Consider the following 16,877-nt stretch of genomic DNA (forward strand, 5'->3'; position numbering starts at 1 on the left):
TATGCAATCAAGCGGAAATTCAGGATTGCCTGAGCTTGCCCACTATCCCCAGCGGCAGGTAATACACCGAGAGCACAAACAGCACGCCCAGCCACAGCAGCCAGCGGTCGGGATGGAAAAAATTGGCAATGAACGGCGCGCTTTCCAGGCTGTCGTGCAGCAGCTTCATCCCATCCTGCAGATAATTTTGCGAGATCACCAGGATCGCCGCGCCCAAGGCAGCACCATACATCGAGCCCATACCGCCGATGACCACCATTAATAAAATATCGATCATGATGTCGAAACTCAACGCGGTATCCGGACCGACATAGCGCAGCCAGATCGCATACAAGATGCCGGCACAGCACGCCAGCATCGCCGACAGGCAATTGCCGACAGTCCGGTATGTCACCGGATTAAATCCTATCGCAGCAACCCGAAAATCATTTTCGCGCACGGCCTGCAACACACGGCCAAAAGGCGAATTGACAATGCGCAGGCAAAACAAAAATAGCAGCAACGCGCAAAAATACACCAGGTAATAGCTTAGGGTTTTGCCATTCCAGTCTATGCCGAAAATGGGGTTGTCAAAGAACTGGGTAGCGGGCGATAACAGCTCCGGCAACTTAAAATTCAGGCCATCTTCGCCGCCGGTAAAATCCGAAAACTGCGAGGCCAGAATCGCGAAGAAATTTGCCAGCGCCAGCGACATCATGGCGAAAAATATCGTCCTCACGCGCAGCGATAACATGCCCAGCAGCAGCGCCAATACCAGGGTCAACAATAAGGCGCAGGCTGCGCCTGCGAATAACGCCAGCCAGCTGACTTCAAAGCGCGACATGGCAATCCCGACACCGTACACGCCGATGCCAAAAAACATCGTATGCGCAAAGGACACGATGCCGGTATAGCCCAGCAATAAATCGTAGCTGCTCGCGAGCACAATAAACACGCAGATTTTGGCGGCCACATTCAGCGCCCTGGTTCCGGAAAAAATCGCCGGTGCCAGCAACAGTCCCAGCAACAGCAGGAGCATCAGGATCGCCAGGATGCGGCTTCTCGGGGTATCGCCGGACAGCAGGGAAGCAGTATTCAATTTCATCGCGATGCCACCGGAAAAAGACCCTGGGGCCGCCATAACAAGATCAAGACCATCAGCAAAATATTCGCACCCAGCGCAACTTTAGGTGCCAGGAAGCCGACATAGTTCGCCAGCAAACCGACCAGCAAAGCGCCCGCGAAACAGCCGCCAACCGAGCCCAGGCCGCCGATGATGATCACGATGAAGATCAGCACCATCAGTTGCGCGCCCATGGTGGCGGTGACGGTCTCCTGATACAAGCCCCATAACACGCCGCCGATGCCGGCCAAGGCCGAACCGGCGACAAAGACACCGACAAACAGGCGGCGGATCTTGTAGCCCAGCGTCTCCACCATGTCGGGATTTTCCACCCCGGCGCGGATTAACAGGCCGAGCTTGGTGCGATTCAGGATCAGCCACATCGAGATAAAAATCAGCAGGCCGAGCAGCACCGCGATCACGCGGAATTTTTCAATCGCGACATCGCCGAAAATCCATGAGCCGCGCAAACTCGCCGGACGCGTCAGCGGGATTTGCTCGGGTCCCCAGATCACATGAATCAATTGCTCTGCAATGATCAGGCCGCCCGTCGTGATCAGGATCTGGGTCAGGTGCATGCCGTACACCGGACGGATGATGACGCGCTCAAAACCCCAGCCCAGCAAGCCCGCAACGATCGCCGCCGCTGCCATTGCCATGCCGATCGCCAGCAGGTTCAGCGCGACGTTATCGGCCTGCATCCATCCCGCCAGCGGCAACAGCACGCTGCTAGCGACAAAGGCCCCGATCGCGATGAATACGCCATGCCCGAAGTTCATCACATCCATCAGGCCGAATACCAGGGTCAGGCCGCTGGCCATGATGAAGATCATCATGCCCATGGCGAGACCCGCAACCGTCAAGGTGATCCAGGTCGGCAGGCTCGGCAGTAATGCCAGCGAGCCGAGCATGACTGCCGGGATCAGGAGTTTAGGTAAATTCTGATTCATCGAATTCATGCATGCGCTCCCACATTCAGGCCCAGCAATTGCTGCTGCAGTGCTGCGTTGCCGCTGAATTCCTGCATGCTGCCCTGATGAATAATCTTGCCGGAATCCATCACGGCGACGCGGTCGCCGAGCGCTTGCGCTACCGCCAGATTTTGTTCCACCAGCAAAATCGTCGCGCCTTCTTTCTTGAGTTCGCGCAAAGCGCTGATCATGCTGTTGACCATCACGGGTGCCAATCCTTTCGATGGTTCGTCGAACATATAGAGCTTGCGCTTCTCGATGATGGCGCGGCTGATGGCGACCATTTGTTTTTGGCCGCCGGAGAGTTTGCCGGCAGGTTTTTGCCAGAATTGCTGGAGTGCCGGGAACAGGGAAAAGATCCAGTCGAGACGCTGCTGATTGATGGGGCCGGAGCGGGCGGCCAGCAGCATGTTTTCGCGCACGCTCAGGTCGCTGAAGATGCCCATATTCTCGGGCACATAGGCTATCCCGCGCAGCGCGATGTCGGCGGTAGCAAGTTGCGTGAGCGCAGTCTGCTCCAGGGTGATGCTGCCGGCGCTGGCACGCCACAAGCCCATGATGGTGCGCAAAGTCGTACTCTTGCCCGCGCCGTTGCGTCCGAGCAGCATGGTCAGTTGAGCGCGCGGTACCGATAGATCAACCCCTTGCAGAATGTGATACGGGCCGATATGGGTGTGCACGCCGCTCAATTGCAACAGGATATCGCTCATGCTGCGACCTCCGCAGATTCGGCGGCTACCCCGAGATAGGCTTCCTGTACTACTTTCGATTGCATGACCTCGGCAGGTTTGCCGTCAGCGACCAGTTGTCCCTGGTTCAGCACGATGATGCGATCTGCCAGGCGTTCTACCACGTCCATTTTGTGTTCTACCAGGAGTATGGTTTTATCGCGTTGTTGCTGGATAGCGGCGATCAGATCGAGGATCACGGGTGCTTCGTCATGGCTCATGCCTGCGGTCGGTTCATCGAACATGAATACGCTGGGTTGCATTGCCAGCAGCAGGCCGACTTCCAGTTTGCGCTGATCGCCGTGGGGCAATTCGGCGGCACGCATATCGCGTCGTTGAATCAGTGCGATGCGGGTCAGAATCTCGTCGGCTTCCCGGATCCAGCCGGCGTGCGAGAACCAGGTCGAGAGCAATTGCAGTCCGTATTTTTCTCGGCTTTGCACGCGTGCCTGTATCGCCAGCCGGACATTTTCCATGACCGTTAACCGGGGGAATAAATTGGTCAGCTGGAAGGCGCGCCCCAGGCCGCGCTGGGCGCGGCTGGCGGCATTTTGTCTGCTCAGATCCTGACCGTGCAGCAGCACCTGGCCACCGGTGATCGGCAACTGGCCCGAGATCAGATTGAAATAGGTAGTTTTGCCGGCGCCGTTCGGTCCGACGATGGCTGTCAGGGTGCCGGGCGAGAAGGCACAGGATACCTGGTTGACCGCGATATGCCCGCCGAAATTGACCGTCAGCGCGCGCGTTTCTAGCGAAATGCTCATGGAGACCTTTTGATGGATTCAACATCGGCTCGAATTGACCGTCTTGGCGAAAGCCTGGCTGCTGCAGATGTACCACATGACGCGCTGCCAGATTGCCGTCGGATGGTCTCTGCGCAGCGCGGTGTGTTCAGCTCGCCGATGGATCAACGCTTGTTCTTGATCGGAACAGCCATCTCTTCTATCTTCAGTTCACGCACCAGTTCCGGCACGCCCCAGGCAAACGCAGGATCGACTTTGATCTTGAAGTGATACATCGATTGCAGCGCCTGATGATCTTCTTTGCGGAAGATCATTTTGCCTTTCGGCGTCTGGAATTCCATGCCTTCCATGGTCTTGATCAGATTCTCGGTGCCGGTGTCTTTGCCCGCTCTGGTCAAGGCTTCCACCGCTGCAATTCCTGCCGTCATGCCGCCCGCGGTGAAAAAATCAGGCGGTGTTTTGTACTGCTTGTAGTGATTCGCCACCAGCCATTCGTTGACCGGATTTTTCGGAATGCCGAAGTAGTAATACGTCGCGCCTTCCATGCCGGGGAAGTTTTTATAGGCCGCCATGGCTGGCAGGATATTGCCGCCGGTAGCGATCTCTATGCCGTAACGCTTCAGATCCAGATCGGCGATTTTGAAAGGATTGCCTGCGCCTGCCCAGAGTACAAAAATGACTTTGCGACCCGGCTGGTCTTTGAGTTTATCGATCAGGCGTTGCGCACCCGCAGTGAAATCGGTGGTGGTGGTCGGCAGGTATTCTTCATGTACCAGTTTTGCGCCTTTGCCTGACAGCGATTGTTTGAAGGCTTTGACGCCATCGCGGCCAAACGCATAATCCTGCGCCAAGGTGGCAATCACCACGCCCGGCTTGTCCAGCGCGACCGCATTCGAAATCGCATCCTGCGATGAATTGCGACCGGTGCGGAAGATGTAGCGATTCCACTTGTCGCCGGTGATCGAGTCGGCCACGGCGGGTTCGACGATCAGCAATTTTTTGTACTCTTCGGCGATCGGCAGCATCGCCAGTGCGACGCCCGATGAGGTGGGGCCGATCGCCAGATCGACCTTGTCATCGCCATAGGCCTGCGCCAGCAACGATTTACCCATGTCGGGTTTGCCCTGGCTGTCTTTTTCAATCACGACGATCTTATTGCCATTGACCATCATGCTGCCCTTGGTCGCGTAATCCAGGCCCATCATCAAGCCGATCTGGGTTTGTTTGGCATAGGCTTCGAGCGGACCGGTTTTGTCATACACATGGGCAATCTTGATATCTTTGGCGTGTGCATGGAGGCCGGAGGCGCTCAGGGTGAGCAGGGTGAGCGCGCTAAGGGCAAAACGTTTCATGGAGTCTCCTGTTTGGCTAGTAATTTTTGTGGTTATCACCATCGACGGCGACCTGGAGACTCCGCGCTCATGACTGGGTAGCGGTTGGACGCAGTTCAGTCATGAGCGCGTGTTGCGGGGGATGATGCTTATCCCCGGTCTCCTGTTGCTCTTATCTGTAAGAAGACTCTGCCAATCACTAAAGGCGCCGCAGAATTTCCTTAGCTTGTTTTGTAGTTTTCGATACTATATTTGGCAACTGGCAAAAACAATACAGTAGAAATACCTGTATCGCCGGTTTTTTGCCAATGGGACGAGGGCGCAGCGTAAGTCCTGCTCGAATGGCCAGGATGCAGCGCTCGATGAATTTTAGGCAGTAAGAGTATCTTGGGGAGTATGCTTAAAAACCATGCTTTATCCGCAGATTCTATAAGCGGATGATAAATATACTGCCAGGTAGTATATTTTTCATGCAAGTGGATGAATCAAAAAGCAGTTAATGTCAGCTAAAGTTTTGGCCGGCTTCTATCGCAAAGCCTTTGAGGAATTCGGCGACGGCTAAACGCTTGCCGCCTGGCTTTTGCAGTTCCGTCAGGCGCAGGCTGTGAGTGCCGCAGGCGACGATGATGCCATCCTGCGCATTGGCGCTGAGTACGCTGCCGGGTGCTTTGCCAGAGCTGAGGTCGAGGGCCTGGGCATGCCAGATTTTGACGGTAGTGCCGCCGACATTCGCATGCGCGCCGGGGAAAGGATTGAAGGCGCGGATTTTTCTGGCGAGCTGTTCGGCGCTTGCATTGAAATCCAGAGCCGCCTCGTCTTTGCTGATTTTGGCGGCATAGCTAACGCCTTGCTCTGGCTGTACCGTGGCAGGTACCGGACCCTGCTGCATCTGGCGCAAAGTCTGCACGATCATGGCGCCGCCGAGTTGCGCCAGCTTGTCGTGCAGACTGCCGGTGGTGTCGTCACCGGCAATCGCGATGCTTTGCATCTGCAGCATAGGGCCGGTGTCCAGACCTTCTTCCATTTGCATGATGGTGATGCCGGTCTGCCGGTCGCCATTTTCGATCGCCCGATGGATAGGCGCAGCGCCACGCCAGCGTGGCAGCAGAGAGCCGTGAATATTGATGCAGCCGAGTGGCGGAATATCGAGTGCCGAGCGCGGCAAGATCAGTCCGTAAGCCGCGACCACCATCACATCATGCGGCGTGCTGCGCAGCACCTCATGCGCTTCTTGTGCGATCTCAGGATATTTTCCGTCCAGCTTTAAAGAGACGGGTTGCGCAACCGGAATGCCGTGTTGCAAGGCGAATTGCTTGACTGCCGAAGCGTGCAATTGCATCCCCCGGCCGGCCGGCCGGTCCGGCTGCGTCAGCACCAGCGGAATCTCGAAACCCGCGGCATGGATCGCGTGCAAAGCGACCGCGGCGAATTCAGGGGTGCCGGCGAAGATCACGCGCATCAGCGCACCTTCATCTTGCTGCGCTGCTCTTCGCGTTCTTCTTTGAGCATCTTGGTTTTGATGCGGTTGCGCTTCAGGGGCGACAGGTATTCGACGAAGACCTTGCCTTTCAGATGATCCATTTCATGCTGGATACAGACCGCCAGCAAGCCGTCGGCGTGGAGTTCGAACGGCTGGCCATCGACATCAAAGGCGCGCACTTTGACTTCGGCAGGACGTTCTACTCCGTCGTACACGCCGGGAACGGACAGGCAGCCCTCGTCATAGATTTTCTTTTCTTCACTGGCCCAGGTGATTTCCGGGTTGATGAACACGCGTAATTCGGTATTGGTTTCTGAGGTATCAATGACCACCAGTTGCTCGTGCACATCGACCTGCGAAGCGGCCAGGCCGACGCCGGGCGCGTCGTACATGGTTTCGGCCATATCGGCGGCAAGTTTCTTGATGCGTTCATCAAAAGCGGCGACGGGTTTAGCCACTTTATGCAAACGTGGATCGGGGTAACGCAGGATATTTAGTATAGACATAAGGCTTTTCACAACAACGAAAGGGTGTTGCGATGCGGTTTTTCTTGCTAGTTCAATGATTTATGGGCAAAATTTGATTCACTTTGGCAAGTTAGTGCCTGCCCATTCGCTTCATCATCCAGCAGCATGCATCGGACAACATTCATGAAAAAGTTTAGCACAATCGCCTTACTTATCGCTGTCGCCTTCCCGGTAGTGGCGAGTTCGCAGGCGTCCGCGCAAGAAGCAGCTCGTGCAGCCAAGGCCGGCAAATGCACGTTTTTACCGGATGCACCGGATAAGCATGTGGTCGTAAAGGGCGACACTTTATGGGGAATTTCCGGGAAATTCCTGAGCAATCCATGGTGCTGGCCTGAAGTGTGGGGCATGAACCGCGATGAAATCCGTAACCCGCACTGGATTTATCCTAATCAGATCGTTTACTTTGACCGCATCAATGGCCGCTTGCGTTTGGGTAACAATGTGGGGGATGGCTCAATTACCGATTCGGGCCGATTGCAGCCGCAGATTCGTACCGAAAATACCGGAAGAAACGCGATAACAGCGATACCGTCCAACCTGATTGAGCCGTTTTTATCGCAACCCCTGGTCATAGAAAAAGATACCTTGCTGACTGCGCCGCGGATTGTCGCGACTCAGGAGGGCAGGGTGATTCTGGCTAAGAACGACAAAGCCTATGTGCGCGGGGACCTGAAAGGCGGGACCTCGTTCCAGGTATTCCGCCCTGGCGTGCCGCTCAAAGATCCTGAAAACAATGCAGTGATTGGCTATGAGGCGGTATATCTAGGTACCTTGAAACTAGAGCGCACCGCTAAAACGGTCGACGGCGTGGATAGTTTTGTTGTGGCCAGCGCCAAAGAGGAGATGGCAGTCGGCGATCGCCTGATGCCTGTTCCTCCGACCCCCATCCAGAACTATGTGCCGCATGCTCCGGAGCAGGAGGTGCGGGCGCGCATCGTGTCGATTTACGGCGGCGTCAGCCAGGCTGGACAGAATCAGGTCGTCAGCATCAACAAAGGTACGAATGCCGGTCTGAACATCGGGACGGTGCTTGAATTGTCACGCTACGGAAAGATTGTTCAGGACAAGACGGATGGGAAAAAACCGATTCGTTTGCCGGATGAGCATTACGGTAACTTGTTTGTTTTCCGCGTTTTCGAGAATATTTCTTACGGTCTGATTATGACGGTGAATGATACGGTTGCCGTCGGCGATCTGGCGACCTCTCCCGATAAATAGTCTGAAATCAGCGTGTCTGTGATTCCACACAGCGACTGGGTGGACTGGCTCCGGCTGGAACAGACGCCCGGGGTCGGACCCGAAACGGCGCGCCAGCTGCTGGCGGCGTTTGGCCTGCCTTCCCGCATTTTTGCGGCCGAATTTACTGCTATCAGCCAGGTCGTCTCTGCCAAAATCGCTAGAGCCCTGTTACAGCCTGTATCCGGGCAACTGCAGCAGCAAATCGAGTTGACCCAAGCCTGGAGCGGCCAGGCGGGCAACCAGCTGTTGACCTTGGCGGATGCGCACTATCCGCGCGCCTTGCTCGATATTCCCGATCCTCCCGTCCTGCTGTATGTTAAAGGTCGCCTGGCTTTGCTTGATGCACCGACCGTCGCCGTGGTCGGCAGCAGGAACGCGACTGCGCAGGGTATCCGTAATGCCGAGCAATTTTCGGAAGCCTTAAGCAAGGCCGGCCTGACGATCAGTTCCGGGATGGCGGCGGGCATTGATGCGGCCGCCCATTACGGTGCCTTGCGCGGTGCCGGTTCGACCGTGGCGGTGATCGGTACCGGTGCCGATATCGTGTATCCGGCCCGCAATCGGACGCTGGCACACCTGATTGCTGACGGCGGTTGCATTGTCAGTGAGTACCCGCTAGGCATGCCGGCCATCGCATCTAACTTCCCGCGTCGCAATCGCTTGATTTCCGGCCTGGCAAAAGGGGTGTTGGTGATCGAGGCGGCAGCGCAGTCGGGGTCGCTGATTACGGCACGGATGGCAGCGGAACAGGGGCGCGACGTGTTTGCAATCCCCGGATCCATCCATTCGCCCCTTGCCAAAGGGTGTCACCAGTTGATTAAGCAAGGTGCCAAGCTGGTCGATACGGCGCAGGATATTTTGGATGAATTGCGGTTTTTGCCGCCAATGAGTCCAGCCGCGATCCAGCCACCTGATATGGCATCGAGTGAGGCCGCATCTCCTGCAATCACTGGTGCCGATCAAAGTTTGCTGGACGCGATAGGATATGACCCGGTGCATGTTGATCATCTGGTCGAGCGCCTGGGAATCGAGGTTGCCGGCTTGAGTGCCTTATTATTGACGCTGGAGCTCGATGGCCATATAGAGCAATTGCCGGGGGCAATGGTAAAGCGTCTTGGCTAGGCCAACTGAGCCAGATCTTCCCAGAGCCATGTAATTCTGCTATCTAAGTTTGATATTTCAGGAGTATAGGTAAAAAATGGCTTGAGCCGCACGGTTTGTAAGCGGCTGTTAAAATACTGGGATGTAGTATCGATAAACAAGCAAGTTCTGTCTGAAATCCGTTCAAACGGGGCTTGTTTAGAATTCTCCTTGAGGCTACAGTAACGACATGTTCGATATTCTTGTATACCTCTACGAAACCTATTACCGTCCAGATGCCTGTCCGGATACGGCGGTGTTAGCTAAAAAACTCTCCGCCGTCGGCTTTGAGGATGATGAAATTTCCGAAGCGCTGGATTGGCTCACGGTGCTGGCCGACACCACCAATGAATTAGACAAGTTGCCGGAACCAGACGCCCTTGCTTCCAAGGGTTTCCGTGTCTATGCCGCCCGTGAAATTGCTGCGCTGGGCACGCCCGCGATGGGTTTCTTGCATTTCCTTGAATCTGCCGGGCTGATTAATTCACAACAGCGCGAGATTGTGATTGAACGTGCTGTCGCGATCCATGATTCCCCGGTTCCTTTGGATAAACTCAAGGTCATCGTGCTGATGATGCTGTGGAGCCAGGGCAAGGAACCCGACATGCTGATGTTCGACGAACTCTTGTTGTCGGACGAAGAAAGCGAGCCCCGTTTGCTGCATTAGAGACAAAATGATCGCCATTCGCTGTTTTGTGGCAAAAAAAACATCTGATTGCAGTTTTTTGTAGTTCACGTTTATCATTCGCCTTTAATATACCTGCTGACGCACATGCTTGGTGCGCCTGCTGCAGTCCTGATTTAGGCAAGTCTTGCTTGGTTTGGCCTTATTCGCCCCGATCGAGTCCGCCTCCCATATAGAGTCAACACAGAAACGACTGAGAAACAACACCATGACCAAAACCCTCATCATTGCCGAGAAGCCTTCCGTCGCGAACGACATAGCGAAAACGCTGGGCGGCTTCACTAAACATGATGATTATTTTGAATCTGACGAGTATGTGCTGTCCTCCGCAGTGGGTCATCTGCTGGAAATCACCGTCCCCGAAGAATACGACGTCAAACGCGGCAAATGGAGCTTCACGCATTTGCCGATGATCCCGCCGCATTTCGCGCTGAATCCGATTGCCAAGACAGAATCGCGCTTGAAGGTGCTGAACAAGCTGATCAAACGTAAAGACGTGACCGCCCTGATCAACGCCTGTGACGCGGGCCGCGAAGGGGAATTGATTTTTCGCCTGATTGCGCAGCATGCGAAAGCCAAGCAGCCGGTCAGTCGCCTGTGGTTGCAGTCAATGACGCCCGCCGCAATCCGCGAAGGCTTCACTAAATTGCGCAGCGATGAATCGATGCTGCCGCTGGCGGATGCCGCCCGTTGCCGTTCCGAGGCCGACTGGCTGATCGGCATCAATGGCACCCGCGCCATGACGGCCTTCAACTCCAAAGAAGGCGGTTTTTACCTGACCACGGTAGGTCGGGTGCAGACGCCAACACTGTCGATCGTGGTCGAGCGCGAAGAGAAGATTAAAAAATTCGTGTCCCGCGATTTCTGGGAAGTACGCGCCGAATTCGTCTGCGCCGCCGGGATTTACGAAGGTCGCTGGTTAGACCATCAGTTCAAAAAAGACGAGCACGATACCGAGAGAAAAGCCGAGCGCCTGTGGAGCAAAGCGGCGGCGGAGTCTATCGTGGCGGCCTGCCGCGGCAAGCAGGGTAATGTCAGCGAAGAATCCAAACCGGCGACGCAGATGGCGCCGGCTTTGTTCGATTTAACGAGCTTGCAGCGCGAGGCCAATTCCCGTTTCGGCTTTTCTGCCAAAAATACCCTGGGTCTGGCGCAGGCTTTGTATGAGAAACACAAGGTGCTGACTTACCCGCGTACCGATTCGCGCCACCTGCCGGAAGATTATCTGGCAACGGTCAAGCAGACCTTGGAAACGGTCTCGGAAAACAATAATTACTACCAGTTCGCCGCCCAGATTTTAAACAATAACTGGGTCAAGCCGAATAAACGGATTTTTGACAACGCCAAGATCAGCGATCACTTTGCGATCATTCCTACCGGTCAGGCACCAAAGAATTTGTCCGAGCCCGAGCAAAAACTGTATGACCTGGTGACGCGTCGCTTCATGTCGGTGTTTTTCCCGGCGGCGGAATTTCAGGTCACGACCCGCATCACCGAAGTCTCCGGCCATCAGTTCAAGACCGAAGGCAAGGTCATGACCAATCCCGGTTGGCTGGCGATTTATGGCAAAGAAATCCTGGACGACAATGATCCGGAAAACAAGGGTAATCTGGTCGCCGTCGCCAAGGGTGAGAAAGTCAAGACGGAAAAAATTATCGCCAATGCTTTAGTCACCAAGCCACCGGCACGCTATTCTGAAGCCACCTTATTGTCTGCGATGGAAGGGGCGGGCAAGTTGGTGGATGATGAGGATTTACGCGAAGCCATGGCTGGCAAAGGTCTCGGTACGCCAGCGACCCGGGCCGCCATCATCGAGGGCTTGCTCAACGAAAAATACCTGTTGCGTGAAGGCCGCGAGTTATTGCCGACCGCGAAAGCGTTTCAGCTGATGACACTGTTGCGCGGCCTCGGCGTGGATGAACTGACTTCGCCGGAATTAACCGGCGAATGGGAATACAAGCTGTCGCAAATGGAACGCGGCAAGATCAGTCGCGAAGAGTTCATGCGCGAAATCGCCCAAATGACGCAAATCATCGTCAAGCGCGCCAAAGAATACGATAACGATACGATACCAGGCGATTATGCGACCTTGCATACGCCTTGCCCGAATTGCGGCGGTGTCGTGAAAGAGAACTATCGTCGTTTTGCCTGCACCAAGTGCGAGTTTTCGATGAGCAAAACACCAGGCAGCCGTCAATTTGAGGTGGCCGAAGTCGAAGAGGTGTTGAGCAAGCGCGAGATCGGCCCGCTACAAGGCTTCCGTTCAAAAATGGGCCGCCCTTTTGCGGCGATCCTTAAAATCGTGCGCGATGAAGAGCATAATAATTTCAAGCTGGAGTTCGATTTCGGTCAGAACCAGGATGATGAAGATGCCGAGCCGGTGGATTTTACGGAACACACTTCATTGGGGCCATGTCCGAAATGCGGCAACGGCGTCTACGAAATGGGTTTGACCTATGTCTGCGAAAAAACCGTTGCCAGGCCTAAGGCATGTGATTTCCGTAGCGGCCGCATTATCCTGCAACAAGAAATCTTGCCTGAACAAATGAGCAAATTGCTCAATGAAGGTAAAACCGATTTGTTGCCAGGCTTTATCTCACAACGTACCCGTCGTCCGTTCAAGGCGTTTTTAGTCCGCGGCAAAGATGGCAAAGTGAGTTTTGAGTTTGAAGAGCGCAAAGCAAAAGCGCCGGCAAAAGCAAAGACGGCCACCGCCTCTGACGAGGTCGCGGCGAAACCTGTAAAGACGGTTGCAAAGGCCGTTAAAAAAACGACAGCGAGCAAGAAAAAAGCTGCTTAACGCATATTTAACAAAAATTATTGTTCGCATATCGTATTGCCATATACATAAGACAAGTATCTGGTTTATAGTTTGGACTGTTCTCCATGCAAGCCGCCTGGCTGAGACCCAAGGAAGAATATGGATCCAAATGATTTATTGGCGACGACGCGCGCAGAATTCATGCGCGCCTTTATTGCCGCAGTTCAAAAGACTTTGCCGCGTAGCATAGAAGAGCTATTCGGTAAGGCAGATCTTAGTCATTCCTCATCTGAACAAGGCCGCTACCTGAACGCCCGTAGTGTGCTGCAGGACAAAGGTGAAGTTTTTGTGCAGCAAATGGGCAATAGCATGGAACATCTGCTCAATCGCAGCTTCCAGACTACTTACAACACATTCCGGCCCTCGTCTGCTTTAGACGGCAACGCGGATAACCTGTCTTTAATTGACTCATCCGCGTTTGAGGACGAGTTGAGGATCAATGATATTACCAAGCGTTTCCGCAGCGAGGCTGAAGAGCAGTTGCGTGATTTGAATATCCGGGTCGCGTTATTGTTTGAGCAGGACACCATCAAAGAGAGAGAAAACCCATTTCGCCCCTACCTGTTCTCGCGTTGTACGGCAACGTCGATTGAAAGTTTTGGTTTAAGCCCGGAGTTATCTGCGGTCTTGCTGGAGCAACTGGCAGCAAATTTTGCGAGCTTTGTTGCCGGGATTTACAAGGATGTGAATACCCATCTGGCGCAAAACGGTGTTGCTGCGCAATTGCAGTTTAAAATAAAAAAATCCCCAACCTCGGTTGCCGGAGACGCTTTGCCCGAAGAGACTTCAGGCGAGGAAAGCGAAGAGCAAATTTTTCAACATGGCCGCGCAAGAATGAATGCGGCTACTTATGACATCGGCGGGAAACAATACAATGTCGATGCAAGGGCGTTGTCGGTGGATACGCCCAAACGCAGAATGGAACAGCTGTTTGATTCGGTGCGCGGCATGGCATCGGGTTTGTCAGGCGGTAATGCAGCGGCAACCCAGGGATCCTCAGTTCCACGATCTGCGGGATATGCTCACGACCATGAGTCTGCATCCGAACCGACGTCGCAGAGTAAATTTGGCTGGCTCTCCGGCGGTCAGGCGGTCGGCAGCGTATTGAGAAAATTCTTTTCCAATGGATCAGCTTCACCGGAGGAGCGTGCCGCAGCGGCGGGATTTCGTCATAGCGGTACGCATGGGCCGCAGCCAACTAGCGCCAGCGGCCATGCGCCTGATACGTCCGTTTCCGCCAATCACTTTGCGCAATCGGGTCATTATTCTTCCACCGGCCACGCGGCGCATCCTGCTAATCAAGCCGCTGATCAAAGCGCTCTTCACAATGGCCAAGCCATCCCTGATAGCGGAGACGCCACGAATAGCTCTGCTCTTACCCGGTCCTTGCAAGGCATGCAAAGAGCGCAAACTCCCGCCACAACGGAGATGCTGGACGGACGGGGCGAAGTTCGCAACCTGATCTTGGAGCAAAGATCGGCATTAAATGAGATGACTAAAGATGTCGATGAGCAGATGACGATCGACATCGTGGCGATGTTGTTTGAGTTCATTCTTCGCGACAGCCAGGTTCCTGCTGAAATTCGCGCGCAATTGGGGCGCTTGCAGTTTTTGGTGCTGAAGCTGGCGTTACGCGACACTTCCCTGCTGACGCAAAAGGGGCACCCGGCACGCATGCTGGTGAACCGTATTGGATCCATTTCCTTGGGTTTGAAGCAGCTCGATCCTACCGGCGCGCATATTACTGCCGAGATCTGCCGCATCGTTGAAGTCCTATTGCACGATGAGAGCGAGAGCGTGGTTCTGTTCGCAAAAATGCTGGATGAATTTGATGTTTTTATCGCGCAAGAATTGAGGGCGAGCGATAAAAATATTGAGCGCACGATCGATGCCGTCGAACAGGTGCAAAACCGGACATTGAGATTTGTACATACAGCGGCACAATTAGCGGAAGCGCTGCTGGGTTTGACGATTGATGGCTACCTCAAGGCGTTTTTAGAAAACACTTGGGTGCATGCGATAGAACAAGCGGAACGTAAGGATGCCAAGCGCGCCCGTCGCTATCGCCTGCTGGTTCCCGATCTGCTGTGGAGCATTATTCCTAAACTTAAAGAGGATGACAAAACCCAGTTGTTCGCCCTGTTGCCCGTCATCCTCACTACCTTGCGAGAGGGTTTGGCCTTGATCAAATGGGATCCTGCCGCCCAGCAAACATTGTTGAACTGGTTAGTCGATGCGCATACCAGCGCCTTGAGAGCTTCTCATTCACAGACTGTTGCGCAAGTCCCGACTTTGTCTGCAATTCACCAGCATTTTGATAATTTTGTCAGTAATCCTGAGGCAACCGAGGAAGAGGTAAACGAGTACAAGGATCTGGCAAAAAATCAGCAGTACCTGGATCAGGCAATTAAAGAACTTGATCTCAAAGTGCAGATGCTGGATCAGGTATTCGATCAGGAATTACCGCACGAGAGCAAGGATATTTTGCTGCGCGACAGCCAGATAGAACTAACCCCGGCGCTTATTCAAGAGCGTTTGCGCAGCGGCATTGCTTTGGAAATTAATGTGGGCGGCAAGCCGAGCTTGGGACGCTTAAATTGGGTCAACCCGAATTTGAGCAATCTGGTTTTGAGCCTGGAAGGGCAAGACGAGCCATCGATGGTGAGCGTACGCATGTTCCAGCGCATGATGAACCATGGCCATGTCCGTTTTATGGAAAAAGAGCCTTTATTTGAGCGGGCTGTGCAATCCTTGCTGTTATCTGCAGACCAGATGGATAAATCCCTGAGCGCCTGATTCCCTACATTGAACCCGCAGGCCGGAGGCGGCTTTCAGAGGCATTTCGTGCCAACAGGCGCATCCAGCCTGCGGGTTAGTTTTAATGTCAAACACCATGATGCCTTTCCTCTCTTGCCTTTTTTCTGCGTCTCTGTGGTGAGAGATTTTGGTCTTTGCGTAAGTCCTATTCAATCATTGCGCCAGTAATTTTTACTCTTTACTTGAGTCAATGTCGGGTTCAAAAAAACACCACTTCGCGTGCGGCCACTGTTCTTGCAGACTTTCTTCGACTTCGTTAATGGCGGCGATCAATGCCACGTCGGATGCCTGAGCCTGCATTTTGGCCTGCACCGCAATCATTAATTGATCACCCCATTGCAGGGTAATCAGGTTGATGACATGGTCGACCTGCGGATGATTTTCTATATGCGCTTTGATCGCGGCGTTGACTTCGGGCGCTGCCGATTCACCGGTGATCATGGCCTTGACTTCTCTGATGACAAAAAAGGCGATGATCATTAATAAAATCCCCACCAAGATAGAGCCTGCCGCATCCCAAAACGGATTGCCTGTCACAACACTTAATGACACTGCAAAGAACGCGATCGCCAAGCCGGCAAGTGCAGCGATGTCTTCACCCGCAACGACCATCAATTCAGATTGACGCGTTTCGCGGAACCATGTGAAGAAGGATTTTCCCCCGGAGATTTTGCGGATTTCTTTCATCGCGCCATACAGGGAAAATCCCTCAAGCAAAACAGAAATGCCTAATACGGCGATCGCAACCAGCGGATTCTTGATGGGTTCGGGATGGTCCAGATGCTTGATGCCTTCAAGAACTGAAAATGCGCCCCCCATAAAAAACAACAGCAAAGCCACCATCATGGCCCAGAAATACACGACACGACCATAGCCCATGGGATGGGATGCATCGACGGGGCGTTGAGCTTCTTTTAGCCCAAGCAAAAGAAATATCTGATTTACACAATCCGCCAGAGAGTGAATTGCCTCTGCCAGCATGGCGCCGGACCCGGTAAAGGCGGCAGCGGCAAATTTTGAAATTGCAATGCCGCCGTTAGCACCTAACGCGTAAAAAATAGCCTTGGTAGAGCCATCGGAATGAGAGGACATAAGGTAAGTTGGAGAGTAATAAACAAGCTGACAACATACCGGCTTCTTAAGCAGGTCGCAACCAGCGAAACAGACTAAATGATATGCAGGGCGAGAAAAGGCTTGTCATGAAGAGGGAGACTTTGCTATAGTTCGGCTCCCGCAGCGGAAGCGGTCCGAGAGGGCCGCAAGAAGCGGCGGGGGCAGGAAGAGAAATGCAGG

General features: G+C 54.0%; 13 protein-coding genes. 5 read left to right on the forward strand and 8 right to left on the reverse strand.

The window, feature by feature from the left end; translation table 11 throughout:
• Positions 1 to 19: 19 nt before the first annotated feature.
• From LPB67_RS11680 to def, 7 genes are all read right to left on the reverse strand, one after another.
• Complete coding sequence (locus LPB67_RS11680; protein WP_262837381.1) at positions 20 to 1,084, reverse strand: branched-chain amino acid ABC transporter permease; 1,065 nt, start codon at positions 1,082 to 1,084, stop codon at positions 20 to 22.
• Complete coding sequence (locus tag LPB67_RS11685) at positions 1,081 to 2,061, reverse strand: branched-chain amino acid ABC transporter permease (RefSeq protein WP_262837382.1); 981 nt, start codon at positions 2,059 to 2,061, stop codon at positions 1,081 to 1,083. The genes LPB67_RS11680 and LPB67_RS11685 overlap by 4 nt, the downstream gene beginning before the upstream one ends.
• Positions 2,058 to 2,783, reverse strand: coding sequence for an ABC transporter ATP-binding protein (locus LPB67_RS11690; RefSeq protein ID WP_262837383.1), 726 nt, complete (start codon positions 2,781 to 2,783; stop codon positions 2,058 to 2,060). The genes LPB67_RS11685 and LPB67_RS11690 overlap by 4 nt, the downstream gene beginning before the upstream one ends.
• Positions 2,780 to 3,565 carry an ABC transporter ATP-binding protein gene (locus tag LPB67_RS11695; protein ID WP_262837384.1) on the reverse strand — a complete coding sequence of 262 codons (786 nt, stop codon included), beginning with the start codon at positions 3,563 to 3,565 and terminating at the stop codon, positions 2,780 to 2,782. The genes LPB67_RS11690 and LPB67_RS11695 overlap by 4 nt, the downstream gene beginning before the upstream one ends.
• A gap of 143 nt (positions 3,566 to 3,708) precedes the next feature.
• A complete protein-coding gene (locus LPB67_RS11700) occupies positions 3,709 to 4,896 on the reverse strand; it encodes a substrate-binding domain-containing protein (RefSeq protein WP_262837385.1) in 1,188 nt (395 codons plus the stop codon).
• 481 nt (positions 4,897 to 5,377) lie between these two features.
• On the reverse strand, positions 5,378 to 6,334 hold the full coding sequence (gene fmt, locus LPB67_RS11705) for a methionyl-tRNA formyltransferase (protein ID WP_262837386.1): 957 nt from the start codon (positions 6,332 to 6,334) through the stop codon (positions 5,378 to 5,380).
• Positions 6,334 to 6,861 (reverse strand): peptide deformylase, encoded by a 528-nt coding sequence (gene def, locus LPB67_RS11710; protein ID WP_262837387.1) that lies wholly within the window; start codon positions 6,859 to 6,861, stop codon positions 6,334 to 6,336. The genes fmt and def overlap by 1 nt, the downstream gene beginning before the upstream one ends.
• A gap of 144 nt (positions 6,862 to 7,005) precedes the next feature.
• Here def and LPB67_RS11715 point away from each other — a divergent pair, with 144 nt between their 5' ends.
• The 5 genes from LPB67_RS11715 (at position 7,006) to LPB67_RS11735 (ending at position 15,563) form a co-directional block, all read left to right on the forward strand.
• Positions 7,006 to 8,100: a LysM peptidoglycan-binding domain-containing protein gene (locus tag LPB67_RS11715; protein WP_262837388.1), complete on the forward strand. Its 1,095-nt coding sequence runs from the start codon at positions 7,006 to 7,008 to the stop codon at positions 8,098 to 8,100.
• A gap of 12 nt (positions 8,101 to 8,112) precedes the next feature.
• Entirely contained in the window at positions 8,113 to 9,243 is a 1,131-nt protein-coding gene (dprA, locus tag LPB67_RS11720; RefSeq protein WP_262837389.1) for a DNA-processing protein DprA, read from the forward strand.
• Positions 9,244 to 9,451: 208 nt separating this feature from the next.
• On the forward strand, positions 9,452 to 9,928 hold the full coding sequence (locus LPB67_RS11725; RefSeq protein ID WP_262837390.1) for a DUF494 family protein: 477 nt from the start codon (positions 9,452 to 9,454) through the stop codon (positions 9,926 to 9,928).
• Between the two features lie 226 nt (positions 9,929 to 10,154).
• Positions 10,155 to 12,746 carry a DNA topoisomerase III gene (locus LPB67_RS11730; RefSeq protein WP_262837391.1) on the forward strand — a complete coding sequence of 864 codons (2,592 nt, stop codon included), beginning with the start codon at positions 10,155 to 10,157 and terminating at the stop codon, positions 12,744 to 12,746.
• 120 nt (positions 12,747 to 12,866) lie between these two features.
• The gene (locus tag LPB67_RS11735; RefSeq protein WP_262837392.1) at positions 12,867 to 15,563 is read left to right on the forward strand and encodes a DUF1631 domain-containing protein; all 2,697 of its coding nucleotides are present in this window, start codon (positions 12,867 to 12,869) and stop codon (positions 15,561 to 15,563) included.
• A 192-nt stretch (positions 15,564 to 15,755) separates the two neighbouring features.
• Here LPB67_RS11735 and LPB67_RS11740 read toward each other — a convergent pair whose 3' ends face one another.
• Positions 15,756 to 16,676 carry a cation diffusion facilitator family transporter gene (locus LPB67_RS11740; RefSeq protein ID WP_262837394.1) on the reverse strand — a complete coding sequence of 307 codons (921 nt, stop codon included), beginning with the start codon at positions 16,674 to 16,676 and terminating at the stop codon, positions 15,756 to 15,758.
• Positions 16,677 to 16,877 lie beyond the last annotated feature (201 nt).

This window comes from Undibacterium sp. Jales W-56 (genome assembly GCF_025548535.1).
Lineage (GTDB): Bacteria > Pseudomonadota > Gammaproteobacteria > Burkholderiales > Burkholderiaceae_D > Undibacterium.

Bases quoted from the DNA above. Each gene is read 5' to 3' on its own strand.
- LPB67_RS11730 (WP_262837391.1), top strand. From the start codon at position 10,155: ATGACCAAAACCCTCATCATTGCCGAGAAGCCTTCCGTCGCGAACGAC.
- LPB67_RS11680 (WP_262837381.1), bottom strand. From the start codon at position 1,084: ATGAAATTGAATACTGCTTCCCTGCTGTCCGGCGATACCCCGAGAAGC.
- def (WP_262837387.1), bottom strand. From the start codon at position 6,861: ATGTCTATACTAAATATCCTGCGTTACCCCGATCCACGTTTGCATAAA.
- LPB67_RS11685 (WP_262837382.1), bottom strand. From the start codon at position 2,061: ATGAATTCGATGAATCAGAATTTACCTAAACTCCTGATCCCGGCAGTC.
- LPB67_RS11735 (WP_262837392.1), top strand. From the start codon at position 12,867: ATGGATCCAAATGATTTATTGGCGACGACGCGCGCAGAATTCATGCGC.
- LPB67_RS11740 (WP_262837394.1), bottom strand. From the start codon at position 16,676: ATGTCCTCTCATTCCGATGGCTCTACCAAGGCTATTTTTTACGCGTTA.
- LPB67_RS11700 (WP_262837385.1), bottom strand. From the start codon at position 4,896: ATGAAACGTTTTGCCCTTAGCGCGCTCACCCTGCTCACCCTGAGCGCC.
- LPB67_RS11695 (WP_262837384.1), bottom strand. From the start codon at position 3,565: ATGAGCATTTCGCTAGAAACGCGCGCGCTGACGGTCAATTTCGGCGGG.
- fmt (WP_262837386.1), bottom strand. From the start codon at position 6,334: ATGCGCGTGATCTTCGCCGGCACCCCTGAATTCGCCGCGGTCGCTTTG.
- LPB67_RS11725 (WP_262837390.1), top strand. From the start codon at position 9,452: ATGTTCGATATTCTTGTATACCTCTACGAAACCTATTACCGTCCAGAT.
- LPB67_RS11690 (WP_262837383.1), bottom strand. From the start codon at position 2,783: ATGAGCGATATCCTGTTGCAATTGAGCGGCGTGCACACCCATATCGGC.
- LPB67_RS11715 (WP_262837388.1), top strand. From the start codon at position 7,006: ATGAAAAAGTTTAGCACAATCGCCTTACTTATCGCTGTCGCCTTCCCG.